Annotated in this window: 19 protein-coding genes; 18 read left to right on the forward strand and 1 reads right to left on the reverse strand. The window is 43.8% G+C overall.

The genetic code is table 11. The features are described from left to right. Positions 1-427 precede the first annotated feature (427 nt). The 6 genes from F7R58_RS02020 (at position 428) to F7R58_RS02045 (ending at position 5,155) form a co-directional block, all read left to right on the forward strand. On the forward strand, positions 428-1,306 hold the full coding sequence (locus F7R58_RS02020; RefSeq protein ID WP_158063309.1) for an SDR family oxidoreductase: 879 nt from the start codon (positions 428-430) through the stop codon (positions 1,304-1,306). 191 nt (positions 1,307-1,497) lie between these two features. Continuing rightward, the gene (locus F7R58_RS02025) at positions 1,498-2,391 is read left to right on the forward strand and encodes a DUF2589 domain-containing protein (RefSeq protein ID WP_187695249.1); all 894 of its coding nucleotides are present in this window, start codon (positions 1,498-1,500) and stop codon (positions 2,389-2,391) included. Between the two features lie 11 nt (positions 2,392-2,402). Continuing rightward, a complete protein-coding gene (locus tag F7R58_RS02030) occupies positions 2,403-3,095 on the forward strand; it encodes a hypothetical protein (protein WP_158063311.1) in 693 nt (230 codons plus the stop codon). Beyond that, entirely contained in the window at positions 3,095-3,673 is a 579-nt protein-coding gene (locus F7R58_RS02035; RefSeq protein ID WP_158063312.1) for a hypothetical protein, read from the forward strand. The genes F7R58_RS02030 and F7R58_RS02035 overlap by 1 nt, the downstream gene beginning before the upstream one ends. 8 nt (positions 3,674-3,681) lie before the next feature. Continuing rightward, positions 3,682-4,941 carry a S8 family serine peptidase gene (locus F7R58_RS02040; RefSeq protein WP_158063313.1) on the forward strand — a complete coding sequence of 420 codons (1,260 nt, stop codon included), beginning with the start codon at positions 3,682-3,684 and terminating at the stop codon, positions 4,939-4,941. 1 nt (position 4,942) lies between these two features. Further along, the gene (locus F7R58_RS02045) at positions 4,943-5,155 is read left to right on the forward strand and encodes a hypothetical protein (RefSeq protein ID WP_158063314.1); all 213 of its coding nucleotides are present in this window, start codon (positions 4,943-4,945) and stop codon (positions 5,153-5,155) included. 143 nt (positions 5,156-5,298) lie between these two features. Here the strand turns inward: F7R58_RS02045 and clpB are convergent, their stop codons facing one another. Further along, complete coding sequence (gene clpB / locus F7R58_RS02050) at positions 5,299-7,893, reverse strand: ATP-dependent chaperone ClpB (protein ID WP_158063315.1); 2,595 nt, start codon at positions 7,891-7,893, stop codon at positions 5,299-5,301. Positions 7,894-8,217: 324 nt separating this feature from the next. Here clpB and F7R58_RS02055 point away from each other — a divergent pair, with 324 nt between their 5' ends. The 12 genes from F7R58_RS02055 to F7R58_RS02110 all read left to right on the forward strand — a co-directional run bounded on the left by F7R58_RS02055 (position 8,218) and on the right by F7R58_RS02110 (position 15,761). Continuing rightward, the gene (locus tag F7R58_RS02055) at positions 8,218-9,306 is read left to right on the forward strand and encodes an FAD-binding oxidoreductase (protein ID WP_158063316.1); all 1,089 of its coding nucleotides are present in this window, start codon (positions 8,218-8,220) and stop codon (positions 9,304-9,306) included. A 44-nt stretch (positions 9,307-9,350) separates the two neighbouring features. Then, positions 9,351-9,608, forward strand: coding sequence for a hypothetical protein (locus F7R58_RS02060; protein ID WP_158063317.1), 258 nt, complete (start codon positions 9,351-9,353; stop codon positions 9,606-9,608). Positions 9,609-9,646: 38 nt separating this feature from the next. Continuing rightward, positions 9,647-10,588 carry a 1,2-phenylacetyl-CoA epoxidase subunit PaaA gene (gene paaA, locus F7R58_RS02065; RefSeq protein ID WP_158063318.1) on the forward strand — a complete coding sequence of 314 codons (942 nt, stop codon included), beginning with the start codon at positions 9,647-9,649 and terminating at the stop codon, positions 10,586-10,588. 39 nt (positions 10,589-10,627) lie between these two features. Next, positions 10,628-10,909, forward strand: a complete 282-nt coding sequence (gene paaB, locus F7R58_RS02070) for a 1,2-phenylacetyl-CoA epoxidase subunit PaaB (RefSeq protein WP_158063319.1) — start codon at positions 10,628-10,630, stop codon at positions 10,907-10,909. A gap of 84 nt (positions 10,910-10,993) precedes the next feature. Next, the gene (gene paaC / locus F7R58_RS02075) at positions 10,994-11,743 is read left to right on the forward strand and encodes a 1,2-phenylacetyl-CoA epoxidase subunit PaaC (protein ID WP_158063320.1); all 750 of its coding nucleotides are present in this window, start codon (positions 10,994-10,996) and stop codon (positions 11,741-11,743) included. Between the two features lie 77 nt (positions 11,744-11,820). Beyond that, on the forward strand, positions 11,821-12,285 hold the full coding sequence (gene paaD / locus F7R58_RS02080; RefSeq protein WP_158063321.1) for a 1,2-phenylacetyl-CoA epoxidase subunit PaaD: 465 nt from the start codon (positions 11,821-11,823) through the stop codon (positions 12,283-12,285). 41 nt (positions 12,286-12,326) lie between these two features. Next, positions 12,327-13,127 (forward strand): enoyl-CoA hydratase/isomerase family protein, encoded by an 801-nt coding sequence (locus tag F7R58_RS02085; RefSeq protein WP_158065344.1) that lies wholly within the window; start codon positions 12,327-12,329, stop codon positions 13,125-13,127. Positions 13,128-13,193: 66 nt separating this feature from the next. Next, a complete protein-coding gene (locus tag F7R58_RS02090) occupies positions 13,194-14,327 on the forward strand; it encodes a 3-hydroxyacyl-CoA dehydrogenase NAD-binding domain-containing protein (protein ID WP_158063322.1) in 1,134 nt (377 codons plus the stop codon). An 8-nt stretch (positions 14,328-14,335) separates the two neighbouring features. Beyond that, on the forward strand, positions 14,336-14,554 hold the full coding sequence (locus tag F7R58_RS02095) for a hypothetical protein (RefSeq protein ID WP_158063323.1): 219 nt from the start codon (positions 14,336-14,338) through the stop codon (positions 14,552-14,554). Positions 14,555-14,607: 53 nt separating this feature from the next. Further along, a complete protein-coding gene (locus F7R58_RS02100; protein ID WP_158063324.1) occupies positions 14,608-14,850 on the forward strand; it encodes a hypothetical protein in 243 nt (80 codons plus the stop codon). A 44-nt stretch (positions 14,851-14,894) separates the two neighbouring features. After that, positions 14,895-15,308 carry a PaaI family thioesterase gene (locus tag F7R58_RS02105; protein ID WP_158063325.1) on the forward strand — a complete coding sequence of 138 codons (414 nt, stop codon included), beginning with the start codon at positions 14,895-14,897 and terminating at the stop codon, positions 15,306-15,308. A gap of 36 nt (positions 15,309-15,344) precedes the next feature. Further along, positions 15,345-15,761, forward strand: coding sequence for a hypothetical protein (locus F7R58_RS02110; RefSeq protein WP_158063326.1), 417 nt, complete (start codon positions 15,345-15,347; stop codon positions 15,759-15,761). Positions 15,762-15,770: the final 9 nt, after the last annotated feature.

The raw sequence follows: 15,770 nt of genomic DNA on the forward strand, positions 1-15,770 counted from the left end.
GCGGGTAGTTTCAGGGCGGCCAAATCTACATATTTTTGCTGAGTTATTAATACCGTGCAAAATGATGGTTTTTTTTCTGGAACTGCTCTTATTCATTGCCGGTATTTTGGGTGCGCTTTCATAGCGCATTTTCGTGCCGGGATAACAGTCTGACACTAAAAACACATTTCTATATAGCACCCGCCAGGGTATACCAAAAGTTTACAGGATATCAAAGACATCCTGTAAACTTTTTTTAAGTCCGGACGTCTGTGGGTGTCGCTTAAAGCTGAAAACTTCAGATCATAACGTATGCCGTGATGCTGCAACAGCAATCCACCTTTTCGCTGTTTACCACATAGCATTCTTAAAACCCCGCGCTCAAATTTTCATTAACTTTAAGGCTTAAATTCAACCTCAACCTCAATCTTAACCTCAACCTTAACCTATGAAATACACAGAACCCATGCTGCGCGAAGGCGCCCTGAAAGATAAAGTAGCCATTGTAACCGGTGGCGGCAGCGGTCTGGGCAAAGCCATGACCAAATACTTCCTGGAACTCGGTGCAAAAGTTGTGATTACCTCCAGAAACCTTGAAAAACTTCAGGCCACGGCTAAAGAACTCGAAGACCAGACCGGCGGAAAAGTCCTCTGTGTAGCCTGCGATGTGCGGAACTGGGATGAGGTGGAAGCTATGAAAGAAGCGGCGGTTAAAGAATTCGGCCAAATTGATATCCTGCTCAACAACGCCGCCGGTAACTTTATTTCACCAACTGAGCGGCTTACGCATTCGGCCTTTGATTCCATACTGGATATTGTGCTGAAGGGCACCAAAAACTGTACGCTCTCCGTGGGGAAATACTGGATTGACAATAAAATTCCGGGTACCGTACTCAACATCGTGACCACCTATTCCTGGACCGGATCTGCCTATGTAGTCCCTTCTGCCTGTGCAAAAGCCGGTGTGCTCGCCATGACTAGAAGCCTTGCTGTAGAGTGGGCGAAATACAATATCCGTTTCAACGCCATCGCACCGGGACCGTTCCCGACCAAGGGTGCCTGGGACCGGTTGCTGCCGGGAGATTTGCAGGAAAAATTCGACATGCGTAAGAAAGTGCCGTTGCGCAGGGTAGGCGAACATCAGGAGCTGGCCAATTTAGCGGCGTATCTGGTTTCCGATTATTCGGCTTATATGAATGGTGAAGTCGTAACCATAGACGGTGGCGAGTGGCTGCAGGGTGCCGGCGAATTCAATATGCTCGAAGAAATTCCACAGGAAATGTGGGATATGCTGGAGGCGATGATCAAAGCCAAAAAATCAACTTAACTGAAAATTTACTGTTTTATTAGACGCCCGAACCAAAGGTCCGGGCGTTTTTGTGTTTTTATATATAAGGGAAACAATTTAAACTCCGGATTATTGGTTCACTGATTATATTTCACAAAAAAGGTGTTTTTCCTTAAATGCAGTTTTTATTTGTTTCTAATTTTGATATTCAAATCCTTAAAAATATCATCATGGAAACTTTAAGATCAATTCTGGAAAAAGACCAGTCCAAAAAAACGAAATCGGAGTTAATTCAGTTGCTTACCGGCCTGGAAAGTATAGTGTCGCCTGCCGTGTATGAAAAAATAAGCGGTTTAAGTCCATCGGAACTTCAGGATTTGCCAAAACGGGACATCCTGGAAATCCTCAACAGCTTTAGAGACGGTTACGATGCCAAATGGGAAAATGCTGTGGCAAATGTTTCCTCAGGCGTGATAAGCGCGGTGTTCGGGCAGATGCGCGCAGATGAAAAGGCTTTTGCTGCGGCCGCGGTTTCGGACGGAAATTTTGCTGCTGAACTGGGAAGTATCGATTTTGCCAAAATCATTGGAGGGCCGCTGGATGCCTGCGTTTCCGCACAGACCAATGCCTCTGTGAGTACCGTAAGTTTCATTAATGAAGTTGGTTTTGAAACCACTGCTGAAGGTAAGAAGTTGCGGATGGCCGAATTCAAATATAAAAAGAATGTAGCCAACCCCGAATTTGATGAAGACGAGGCAGAAAGTGATTCCAATCCTAAGACCATTGAGCAGGATGTTGAAATCACCGTTCCGTTCATAGCGCTGCTTAATGTGCCTTCCTTCCGGATAGAAAGCTGTGATATTGATTTTAATGTAAAACTGAATTCCACCTTTACACAAAATACACAGACGGAATTTGGGATCAATACCGGCTTCAGTTCTGAATCTTCAGGTCTGGCCAATCTGTTTGCCAAAGTGAAATTTAAAGTTGATGTTTCGATGAAAAGGACTTCCACTACCGGTGTGAAGATTGAGAAAGAATATTCGCTGGGGGTAAAAGTCAGGGCTACAAACGACGAAATGCCTGCAGGTCTGGAAAAAGTTCTTGGATTGCTGTCTAACTAGATGATTTTGGAATGATTAAATTATCTGATTACCTGGATTATCTGAATCAGGAAATTATTCAGGCACGTAAAAAGGCCGATGAAAATGCGGTGCTGGTAGCGAAGCAGTACGCTCAGCATCCTTATCTCAAGTTTTTTAAGGTTCCCCGGTATTCCATTCCGGTCATAAAGATGGATATCCCGATAAAAGTTGCTGATATTGATGCCGATTCCAAATTTAATTTCAAGATTGATCCTAAGCTGTTCATGGTGGAGGTGAATGAAAAAATCGCGTTGGTGAATAAGGAGAAAAACCTGAACATTTCACCTGTTACAGAAGCCCAGACCCGTAATGATGATTTCAAAAACCTCTTTAAGACGCTGGAAAACAGGGATCAGCGCTATATCAAAAACCTCAGCACAGTCATCAAGAAAATTGATTTGGCACCGCAGATCAAATCTTTAAATCTGGGCATCACCCGTCCACAGGCGGGCGAAGATGAGAATAACGAGTTGGCGCGGATCCTTTCTGAAACCATTGCGAGTAAATATACGCTGGTGGCCTCAAGGCTCAATAACCTGTATATAGATCCTGACACGACAAAGGCGGAGGACAAGGATAAGATGTTCATTAACCTCCATGTGGAAATGGAAGAGGAAGGTTTGCGCATTGTGAAGTTTACAAATAAAGAAGGACAGGAGATCGAGGAGATAACGTTTGAGTAATGCAGGATTTCATTCATCACAAAGTTAAACTTGCGGAGGAAATGCTCATGCAGTTCAATCAGGTTCAGCGGCTGTTTGCAGCGCGTGCCTTTGAATTTGACCAAAAGTTGGATCAGCTGCTTAAAGAGCTTCTTCTGCATTATTCACAGTCCGGCAATAATTCGGCCGAGTCAGAGATTCTGCGCCTTGTAAATTCTCTGTCTCTGGTAAAGAAAGGTTTTAATCCGCTAAAAATGGAAAAACTTGCTTCCGGTAGGAGGGAATATTATTATGGATTTGCATTTTCCGCCATGGAAGTCGTACACGGATTGCTGGCCGCGGATTTGAATGCGCAGCAAAAGAAACTGGATGAGGCCTCGGAGCTTATCTCCAACCTGATACTGAGCATGCATCAGAATGGCGTGCTGACGGACAGGAAAATAAAGAACCTGAATTCCGTTGCCAAGATTGAGGCCTTCTGGAACAGCATGGTAAGTCAGAATGAATCGGTTTCCAGCATTTATAAGAAGCTCCGGATGACCCTCATTCCGGAGGATATTTACCTACTTACTGAGAAAATTCTTCTGAAAATTACATAAAGAATAAAATGGAAAGTAAAAAATATGTAGTGCTGCTTCAGGATCAGAATTCTTCGGCAGTAAAAAAGGTGGAACGTGAATTTAAGGTCAGTTTAACCTCCTCGGAAAATCTTTCCTCCACCAACAAATCTTATGACATCATTGATGCAGATAACGGTGTTCTGTATAAGAATCTTGGTGTGGCCGTAATGGACGAACCGGATGTTGAGCAATTGGAAGCTGCTGTAAATAATGACAGGAGTCCAATACTTTATTACGAAGAGGAAAGGGAATTTTTTGCGGTAAACGAAATGGATCTGATCAATAATGTGAAGCTTAAAGCGGCAGAACTGAGTTCATTGATTTCCGAACTGGAGAGTTTTTTAAATAATAAGCCACTTCCTCAAAAATCACTCACCGAAATGGAATGGGGACTCAAGGCGATTGGTATAGACCTCGCGCAGTTTACCGGCAAAGGAATTGACCTCTGCGTGCTCGATACCGGATTTGACCTTTCTCATCCCGACTTCTCTGCCCGCAATATTGAAGGCAAATCCTTCATACCCGATGAGGTTTGGGACAGGGATCCCTACGGGCATGGTACGCACTGCGCGGGTACGGCTGCCGGTAATGTGCGCCAGGACAGCGGCAAACGGTATGGAATTGCCGGAGACTGCAATCTGAAGATCGGAAAGGTGCTGAGCAACAAGGGAAAGGGCACGACATCCGGTATCATTGACGCAATAGACTGGGCGCTTGAACATAAATTCAGAATTATATCCATGTCGCTGGCCTCTCCTGTAAAAATAAATGAAAAACCTTCTCCTATTTTTGAAGCGGTGGGCCGTAAGGCGCTGGCCAGCAATTGTCTGCTTATTGCTGCGGCAGGAAATGACAGTAAAAGGCCGGCCGTCCCGCTTCCTGTTGGTGCGCCGGCTAACTGCAGCTCCATTATGGCAGTGGCGGCAATTGACAGTCAGATGAGAGTGGCCGCTTTTTCCAATGGTGGTATTAATTCTGCCAATGGGGGCAATGTGAATGTTTGTGCGCCGGGCGTCGATATTCTAAGTGCCCGTCCTGTAAAGGCACCCGATAATTTACCCTATACGATGATGAACGGTACCAGTATGGCCACGCCGCATGTTGCCGGCCTGGCCGCGCTCTATATGGAAAAGTTTCCTGATCTTACAGCAGATAAGATTTGGGAGTTGCTGGAAAATACAGCGAAACCGATTCAGAATTTAAAGTACCGTGATATAGGTAGTGGTTTAATACAGTTTGTACCTTAAGATGATGGAAATTTATATAGCACTGCTAAAGCAGGATGTGAAGCTTGGTGACGTGAAGGAAAAGCTGGCTGAGGAAGGCATGGACTTCCTTAAATTTTATCCGATGCTCAATATGGTTAAAATCAGGGCTGAGAAAGATCCGTCCAAACCCTGCCATGAGATTTTTGAAACGGTGGAGAAAGAGAAAGATGATTTCTCCTCACACACTCATTAACTTAACGGAAAAATATTACTGCTGGCTGAATAAAAAAGAGTCCGCTGAAAAATCAACGGACCCCAAAAACACAAATGATGAAAAAAAATTTCAACTTAAGAACGCAGGAAAATGCGTTGTATTATGTTAACGGAAGTTAAAGTTTAAATCTCTGTCGGACGGAAAACCAATCCGCTTTCCTCGAAGTAATCCAGAGTGATCCGGTCGCCGTCATTTACCTCTCCGGCCAGCAGTGATTTGGAAAGCTTGTTCAGGACTTCCTGCTGAAGGACTCTCTTAAGCGGTCTGGCACCGAAACTTGGGTCATAACCCTTATTCATCAGGTAATTTACCGCGTCTTCTGTGGCAGTCATAATAATTCCTTTTCGCTCCAGCATGTGGTTGAATCCACGTAACTGATACTGCACGATCTTACCGATTTCCTTTCTTGTAAGAGGCTGGAATAATACGGTTTCGTCAATCCTGTTCAGGAATTCAGGTCTTAAAGTCTGTTTCAGCAGAGCAAAAACTTCATCTTTCGTCTTGGCCACGATTTCATCAACATTCTCGTCAGTGATATTTTCAAAATTCTCCTGAATAAGATGCGACCCCAGGTTGGACGTCATTATTATGATGGAATTCTTGAAGTTAACCACACGGCCTTTGTTGTCAGTCAGGCGTCCGTCGTCCAATACCTGCAGCAGCGTGTTGAACACATCCGGATGCGCTTTTTCAATCTCATCCAGTAAGACTACAGAATAAGGCCTTCTCCTGACAGCTTCCGTGAGCTGCCCGCCTTCATCATAACCTACGTATCCCGGGGGCGCACCCACCAGTCTTGACACCGAATGTCTTTCCTGGTATTCACTCATGTCAATGCGGGTCATATTGTTTTCATCATCGAAAAGATATTCTGCCAGTGCTTTTGCCAGCTCAGTTTTTCCGACACCGGTGGTGCCCAGGAAGAGAAATGATCCAATAGGCTTTTTCTCATCATTCAGGCCGGCACGGTTTCTCCGGATCGCATCTGCCACAGATTCGATGGCTTCATCCTGACCAACGACTCTCTTGTGGAGTTCGTCTTCCAGGTGCAGAAGTTTTTCCCTCTCGCTTTGAAGCAGTTTTGTAACCGGGATTCCGGTCCACTTCGAAATGACCTCGGAAATATTTTCGGCAGTCACTTCCTCAGTAATGAGCTCGTTCTGGTTGTTCTGCATTTCAAGTTCCAGCTTCTCCAAGTCACTTTCCTTCTCTTTTATTTTGCCGTACTGAATCTCGGCTACCTTTGCGTAGTCCCCCATCCGGCTGGCTCTTTCGGCTTCGAGTTTTAATGCCTCAATGTCTTTTTTGATAGAGGTCAGGTCTTCGGACTTCTGTTTTTCCTTCAGCCATTTCGCATTAATCTCATTACGCTCTTCAGAAATCCTGGAGATATCCTCTTTTAGATGGTTAATCCTTATTTCGTTACCCTCGCGCGAGATGGCTGCAAGCTCAATTTCCAGCTGCATAAGTTTGCGGTCCAGAACGTCCAGTTGCTCCGGTTTGGAGTTGATTTCCATCCTGAGTTTCGCGGAAGCTTCGTCAATCAGGTCAATGGCTTTATCCGGCAGAAAACGGTCAGAGATATAACGCTGCGACTGTTCCACAGCGGCTATAATCGCTTCATCCTTTATTCTGACTTTGTGGTGTGCTTCGTATTTGTCTTTAATCCCCCGCAGGATGGAAATGGCGGATTCGGTATCCGGTTCTTCCACCATCACCTTTTGGAAACGCCTTTCCAGTGCTTTATCTTTTTCGAAATACTTTTGATATTCGTTAAGTGTGGTAGCTCCCACTGCACGCAGTTCGCCCCGCGCCAGAGCAGGTTTCAGGATATTGGCGGCATCCATTGCACCTTCGCCGCCGCCGGCACCTACCAGGGTGTGAATCTCGTCTATGAAAAGGATGATCTGACCGTCGGATTTAATCACTTCGTTAACTACCGATTTCAGTCTTTCCTCAAACTCACCTTTGTATTTAGCTCCGGCAATCAGGGCTCCCATGTCCAGGGAATAAAGGGTTTTATCGGCGAGGTTTTCGGGAATGTCACCGGCAATGATACGGTGGGCAATTCCTTCGGCAATAGCGGTCTTACCCACACCCGGCTCGCCTATGAGGATTGGGTTGTTTTTTGTTCGTCTGGAAAGGATCTGAAGGACCCTGCGGATCTCCTCGTCACGCCCGATTACAGGATCAAGTTTTCCCTCCGCAGCCAGTTCATTAAAATTCTTTGCATATTTGTTCAGGCTTTGGTAGGTCTCCTCGGAGCTGGCCGAAGTTGCTTTCGATCCTTTTCTCAGTTCATTAATCGCGGATTCCAGACCTTTTTTGGTCACACCCATATCTTTGAGCATCTTGGCGACTTCGGAACCGCTTTCCAGTAGTGAAAGCCAGAGATGTTCAATGGTTACGAACTCGTCGCCCATCTTTTTTGCAATGTTGGGTGCATCCAGCAGGACTTTGTTTGCCGATTGTGAGAGGTAGATGTTACCACCTTCCACTTTAGGGAGTTTCTCAAGGGCACCGCGGTTCCTCTCCCGCACCAGTGAGAGTTCGGCTTCGGATTTCTTCATCAGGAAATCTGAGATATTCTCATCTGTCTGGAAGATACCTTCCAGTAAATGTTGTGGTTCAATACTTTGGTTGCCGAATTCCATCGCAATCTGTTGCGCTTTCTGGATGGCTTCCTGCGATTTTACAGTATATTGGTTTAAATTCATATTAATGTGATTTTAGTTTTTTTATTATGTTTATTTTACAGATATCAGGAATTCAGTTTGATTTGAGTTCCCGGTATCATTATCAAGTAATTAATCACCACAACTGCGGCAAAAATTGTACTTTACCATTATTTCACCCTCTTTTTCAGCCAAAATTTCCGAAATTAACGTTTTGAGCCTGTGGGAATTAGGTCATTTTTACCGAATTTAATTTGCTCAGTCATTATCTTGATTAATTTAATAGCGGTATTAAGGGTGGTTTTTATGCCTTGTAAAAAATAAGTATATTTGTAGAACTCACTTATATAGAGTTTTTATAAAAATATGCATCATTTTCATCTGTTAAAAACGGTCCTTGTAAAGAAGGAAACCAATGATTCCATACATATCGCATTTGAGATTCCGGCGCACCTGCGTCATGAATTTTCATTTAAACAGGGACAGTATATCAATGTCCGCTTTATTTTTGGTGATGAAGACCTTCGCAGGTCTTATTCCATTGTAAATGCACCAAGTGAGGGGAATTCACAAATTGAAATATTGGTAAAGCACCTGACTGACGGAAAGGTCTCAACTTTCCTGAATAGTGAACTGAAGTTAGGTGACGAGGTCGAAGTTCAGGCGCCAATGGGTCATTTTTATACCCACTATCACGCATCCAACCAAAAGACCTACGTGGGTCTGGCGGCAGGCAGTGGAATTTCGCCCGTGCTTTCCAATTTGAAAGAAGCATTGTATCAGGAGCCGAAGAGTAAAGCATATCTGTTTTTCAGCAATAAAAGTGTAAATGATATTATTTTCCGTCAGGAAATAGATGATCTTGTTGCGAAATTTGAGGGAAGGCTTCAGGTAATTTATCTGCTTTCCCGCGAGAAACATTTTGAGGACGAACTTTTTGAAGGCCGGATCTGTGCCGATAAACTGGAGCAGCTTTTCAGCAGGTATACTGATATTCCGGTTCAGGACGCCACCTATTTTATCTGTGGCCCTTCGGAAATGATCAAGGATATTTCAGGTTACCTCAAGAATTCATGTAAAGTGCCGTCGCTACAGATCATGTATGAGTATTACGCTGCGCCGGATGATGATGAGAATGCGGAAATGAGCGACGAGTTTAAGGCGATCCCAAACTTGGAAAGTATGGTAACCTTAATAATTGATGATGATGAATATTCATTTCACCTGAACTCAAAGAAGAGAAATATTCTTGATCAGGCTCTGCATGACAATCTGCCTGTACCGTTTGCCTGCAAAGGTGGGGTTTGCTGTACCTGCAAGGCACAGGTGATGGAAGGCGAAGTTTTTATGGAGAAGAACTTTGCGCTTACAGAGGAAGAGGTGGAGCGCGGCTTTGTTCTCACATGCCAGTGTCACCCCACGACAAATGTAGTGATGCTGAATTATGATGTTTAATGTATGTCTGAAGCAGCTGCATATTAACAATACAAATAAAAGCTATGACTTACTGGAAGTTTTCTAAGGCCATTAACGAAAATGAAGAATACAGGATTGAAGGACTCAATATCTGGAATCATTACTGGCACTGTGTAGATAAGAAAGTGGAAGTAAAAGGGCCGGACAGCGGCAATGTATACTTTTTCAAGGAATACCAGATTGAAGGTGACGGCAAAACAGTCAATTTTGTCGCAGGAGAGTTCATCGACTCTAAAGTCGGGATCTATCTGAAAGACGATTTGCACGACGGCAAATTGTAAATCAGCAACTATCAGCGCTTACCTATTATAATATTAAGATGAATCAGGAAAAATTTTTAGAATACGTTCAGGCAGAAAACAAGGTAGAGCCTAAGGATGTTATGCCGGAAGATTACAGAAAACTTCTCGTTAGGCAGATCTCCCAGCATGCTCACTCCGAGATTGTAGGTATGCTGCCCGAAGCCAACTGGATTACAAGAGCACCTTCCTTAAGAAGGAAAATGGCCCTTTTGGCTAAGATCCAGGATGAAGCAGGGCACGGTTTATACCTTTATGCTGCTACAGAAACCTTAAATAACGGCGAAATAGCCGCAGACCGCGACACCACCTACAATGATATGCTGTCCGGGAAAGCAAAATACTCAAGCATCTTTAACTATCCGGCTCTTTCATGGGCCGATATTGGTGCCATTGGCTGGCTGGTAGATGGTGCGGCCATCATGAACCAGGTAATGCTGATGGGTAACTCCTACGGACCTTATTCCAGGGCCATGGTGAGGATCTGTAAGGAAGAATCCTTCCACCAGAGACAGGGTTATGAAATCCTGATGACGCTTTGCCGCGGTACCAAAGAACAGAAAGACCTGGCACAGGAAGCGCTGAACCGCTTCTGGTGGCCGGCACTGATGATGTTCGGACCTAACGACGATGCTTCACCAAACTCTCAGAAATCCATGAATTACCGCGTAAAGCGCGAAAGTAACGATGCTTTGAGACAGCGTTTTGTGGATGTAACCGTTGGTCAGGCTGAGTTCCTGGGTCTAAAGATCCCGGATGAAAAACTGAAATGGAATGAGGAAACCCAACATTATGATTTTGGCGAACTTCCGTGGGATGAATTCATGGAAGTGCTGAAAGGCAACGGCCCATGTAACCGTAAGCGTTTGGAAACAAAAAGAAAGGCGCAGCGTGAGCATGCCTGGGTTAAAGAAGCAGCTATGGTTTATGCCGCGAACGAAAATACGAGAAAAGTAAGCTGAAGATACAGTCAGCAGAACGATTAAAATTACGATTGAATAATGAGCAATTTAGAAATGTGGGAGGTCTTTATCCAGACCAAACCGGGACTTTCACACAAACATGCAGGTACCGTGCAGGCACCGACGGCCGAAATGGCACTGCAGAATGCCAGGGACGTTTATACCCGCAGGATGGAGGGCACTTCTATCTGGGTGGTACCCAGCAAATATATGGTGACCTCCGAAGGTGTAGACAAGGAAGCTTTCTTTGACCCCGCTGATGACAAACTATACCGTCATCCAACCTTCTATACCATCCCGAACGATGTGAAAAATATGTAAACAGAGCCAAGAACCGAGACCCAAGAACCGAGACATGGTCTCGCAGTCTTGATTCTTGATTCTTGATTCCTGAATCTAAAAATAATGAATCCACTTTACAACTATACCATAAAACTGGCCGATGATACCCTTATTTTCGGGCAGAGGCTGGGTGAACTTTGCGGGCAGGGACCATATCTGGAAGAAGATATTGCCCTTACCAATATCGCACTGGACTATCTGGGACAAAGCAGCAATTTTTTCAAATATGCCGCGCAGCTTCAGGGTGAAAACCGTACCGAAGATGACCTGGCATTTCTTAGACTTGAAAAAGAATACCTGAACTGCCAGCTATCCGAACTTCCGAACGGTGATTATGCCAATACCATCCTGAAAGTATACTTCTTCTCATTATATCAGAAATTGCTTTATACAGAACTGATGAAGAGCCCGGACACTCAGTTGGCAGCCATCGCTGAAAAATCCTTGAAAGAAGTGAAATACCACTACACCCATTCATCAACGTGGGTAAAAATGTTTGCCGGCGGCACGGAAGAAAGCAGGACGCGGTTGACAGATGCTGTGGCAAATCTTTGGGAATACACTCAGGGAATGTTTGCGGAAACACCGGGTGAGCAGGAACTTATAGACTCTGAAACAGTGCCGGATTCAAAGATCCTGCATGAAATCTGGACGGCTACCGTTACCGAAGACTTTGCAAATTTTGGAATTCAGATCCCGGAAAGCACTTTTATGCAGAAAGGCTCGCGCACAGGCTACCATACCGAATACTTCGGCTTCATCCTTTGCGAGCTTCAGTACATGCAGCGTACCTATCCCAACTGTACCTGGTAAGTGTTTTGTTTGAACATTCAACAGAATAAAACCTCTTAAACCGGCTTCTTTTAAAACAAGTGAACTGGAAATAAAGTATGCAGAATTTACTCGAAATATTAGCTGAAATCCCGGATCCTGAAATCCCGGTTATCAATATCGTGGAACTCGGTATTGTGCGGGAGGTCAAAATGACCGCTGAAGATGAGGTGGAAGTTGTAATTACGCCCACCTATTCGGCATGTCCGGCTATGTTCAATATTGAAGAGGACATTATTAAACTGTTTCGTGAAAGAGGAGTAACTGCGAAAGTTATTACAAAGATTTCACCCATCTGGACTACCGACTGGATGACTGATGAAGCGCGCGAGAAACTGCGTGCCTATGGAATCACGCCACCCGAAAGAGGTGCTGATAAAGATCATCTGGATATTCCCAAGAAATGTCCGCGTTGTGGATCTGCCAACACAACGCAGATTAGCCGTTTTGGCTCCACACTGTGCAAGGCAAGTTACCAGTGTAACGACTGTCTGGAGCCCTTTGACTATTTTAAATGTCACTAAATGTTAGTATCTTTAAGGAAATAAAAAAACAGACTATGTATATCTATTCACAATTTGATGTGGAATCTCATTTGGGAGGCCGGTTAAAGATCGGCTATTTGAACCAGCCGGAAACCATGAATGCGCTTACCAAACCGCTTTTGGCAGAATTGCGTGATTTTGTTGAGTTTTATAATAAGGATGAAGATACACGCTGTATCGCAATTGCGGGCCGCGGCAAGGCTTTTTCTTCCGGTCAGAATCTGGCAGCCATTGATTTTATGGATCCTGAGGTAAATGTTCCCCGTGAAGTGGAGCGCATTGTACTGGATTACTATAATCCACTGGTTATGTCCATTGCCTATGCGCGTAAGCCGGTGATTTCTCTGGTAAACGGTCCTGCGGTGGGAGCGGGAGCTATGCTGGCACTGATCTGTGACTTCTCGGTGGTTTCGGACAGGGCTTATTTTTCGCAGGCATTTTCAAACATAGGTCTGATTCCCGACACGGGAGGTACGTATTTTCTGCAGAAAGTTCTGGGCAGACAGATGGCTCATTATCTGGCCTATACCGGAAAGAAACTTAGCGCTGAAGAAGCGTACAGACTTGGTATGGTAGCTGAAGTATGGCCCGAAGATGAGTTTGAAGCAAAAGCCATGGAGATGCTGGAAACCATTACCAACCAGCCCACCACAGCATTGTCTTTAACAAAAAGAGCATTGCGTAAATCCTATGATAACAGCCTGAAGGAGCAACTGGACATTGAAAGCAGGTACCAGTCCGCTGCATCGGCAACTGAGGACTTTCGTGAAGGAATACTGGCATTTTCGGAAAAAAGAAAGCCTCTTTATAAAGGCAAATAGTTTAAAATTTAAAACATTTCAAGATAGTTTTGGTTATTCAAAGCTATCTTTTTACATTAAGGTCTTATGAAACAAATAGGAATAATTGGTTCCGGCACCATGGGAATCGGTATTGCACAGGTAGCAGCTACCGCAGGCAGTACTGTTTTTCTATATGACGCAAACTCTGCACAAACTGAAAAATCACTAGCTGGTTTGCAAAGGACACTGGCAAGGCTGGTGGAAAAAACAAAGATTTCGCAGGAGGAATCTGCAAATATATTCGGAAGGATAAAGTTTTGCCGGGAAATTTCTGACTTGAAAGATTGTGACCTTGTAATAGAAGCGATTATAGAAAACAGGGAAATAAAAACTGAGGTTTTCCGCAAGGTAGAGCAAACGGTTTCTGAAAACTGTGTGATTGCAAGTAATACCTCTTCAATTTCCATTACATCGCTTTCGGCAGAACTTCAGCATCCGTCACGGTTCATTGGAATTCATTTCTTCAATCCGGCACCTCTGATGCCACTGGTAGAGGTGATTCCGGGCTTACTGACGGAGAAGGAACTTCCCCAGCAAATTTATGACCTGATGAAATCATGGGGCAAAGAGCCCATCATTGCCAAAGATGTTCCCGGTTTCATTGTTAACCGTATCGCCCGGCCATTTTATGGGGAAGCCTTACGGATTGTAGAGGAAAATATCGCCACCCCCGAACAGGTGGACGATGCCATGAGAACATTAGGTAATTTCCGGATGGGACCGTTTGAACTGATGGACCTTATCGGTATCGACGTTAATTTCTCGGTAACCAAAACAGTTTATGCCGATTATTTCTTTGATCCAAAATACAAACCGAGCCTACTGCAGCAGCGGATGAGCGAAGCCAAACTGCACGGACGCAAGACCGGCAGGGGATTTTATGATTACAGTGAAAATGCAGTAAAACCAGAGCCTGTAAAAGACGAGAACCTGTACGCGGAGATCTTTATGAGAATTATTTCTATGCTTATCAACGAAGCTGTAGAAGCCAAACGTATGGGAATCGCCAGCGATGCCGATCTTGAACTTGCAATGCAGAAGGGCGTAAACTACCCGAAAGGCCTGCTGGCGTGGGGCAGCGAGATTGGCTACCGCTATGTGGGCGCTACATTGCAGAGGCTTTACGAAACCTATCAGGAAGAAAGATACAGGCAAAGTCCGCTGCTTTCTAAATTATAAACCTCCTGATGAAAAACCTCATATTTAAAAGTTTACTGAAAGCACTTTTCTTTACATTGCTTGTTACAGTTTTCAGTTATTTTTTTGAGGAAGATGTTTCATTCAGTCAATATGTTCAACGTGAATGGTTAGGGTTTATGATTACAGTTCCCGTTATATTCGCACTCTTCTTTGTTTTTGACTATTTCCAGTATAAGAAAATAAAAAAAAGTCATGGAAAGAACTGATTGTAGATAACCTGCTAAGCACAGAAAATAAACTTTTACTAAACTAAATTGATATGATAACGAACATACTTCTTAAAAGCCTGCGCGGAACCATCTCTTTCGGCGTGCTGTTTTTTTTGCTTCAGTTTATTTGGGACGGCTTCAATATGGAAACGCTGAATTCGGTATTGGCCGATGCTCCGCGGCATCTTTTCATGCTCCTCTTTATTTTTATTGTTCTGATACTGCAGAATATTATCATCCAGCAAAGAAAAGTTAAGCTGCAAAGTGACTTAAATAAAAAGGTTCGCCGTTAATTACTTTTACATTGTTAAACTATTACATTGACACATTAAACTAAATGACTCCATTAGAAACTGCTCAATACATGCTCAATCAGGACGAATTCTCAAAATGGATGGGAATTCAACTGGTGGAGGTTCGGGAAAAATATTGCCTTATTGAGATGCCTGTAAAAGCCGAAATGATCAATGGTCTGAAGACCGTACACGGCGGCATCACCTTTTCCCTGGCCGATTCGGCGCTCGCATTCTCCAGTAACAATACTAATGAAGCTTCTGTTGCGCTGAACTGCGTAATCAATTTTACAAAAGCTGTGAGGATGGGCGATATCCTTACAGCTGAAAGCGTACTGATCTCCGATACGCGGAAAACAGGAATTTATGACATCTCGATAAAGAATCAGGATCAGGTCCTGGTGGCATCTTTCCGGGGAACGGTCTATAAAATTGAAAAGAAAGTTACGGATTTGTAATTATATAATGTTTATAGGATGCAGGAACTTAAATTAATGCACTCAACAATCTTGATTGATGATAATGAACTGGTTATTAAAGACCGCCTAAAATATCAGAAAATATTTTCCATTATTGCAGGAACGTCAGTGATATTGTTTGCGCTTACCACTTTTATGAATGGCGGCCAATCATTTGCGTCTGAAAAGTTTTATTACTTTTTCCTTTTCCTGTGCGGAATCTCCATGGTTTTTTTCAGTTTAAAGCTGAATGTTAGAGACCGGCTATCGAAAGATGAAATCCTGTTGGTAAACTTCCAGAAAGACGTATTCCGTTTTGAGCATGCTTATTTTATTCTGCAAAACGGCAAGAAGAGAAAAACCTATTTTTTTCCTGACGAAAAAGAAAAATTAGTAAGTTTTTTAGAATTCAACAATATTAAAACCCGTAATTCAAAGTACATTAAATTATAATATGGTAGA

The sequence above is a fragment of the Chryseobacterium sp. genome (assembly GCF_008831505.1).
Lineage (GTDB): Bacteria > Bacteroidota > Bacteroidia > Flavobacteriales > Weeksellaceae > Marnyiella.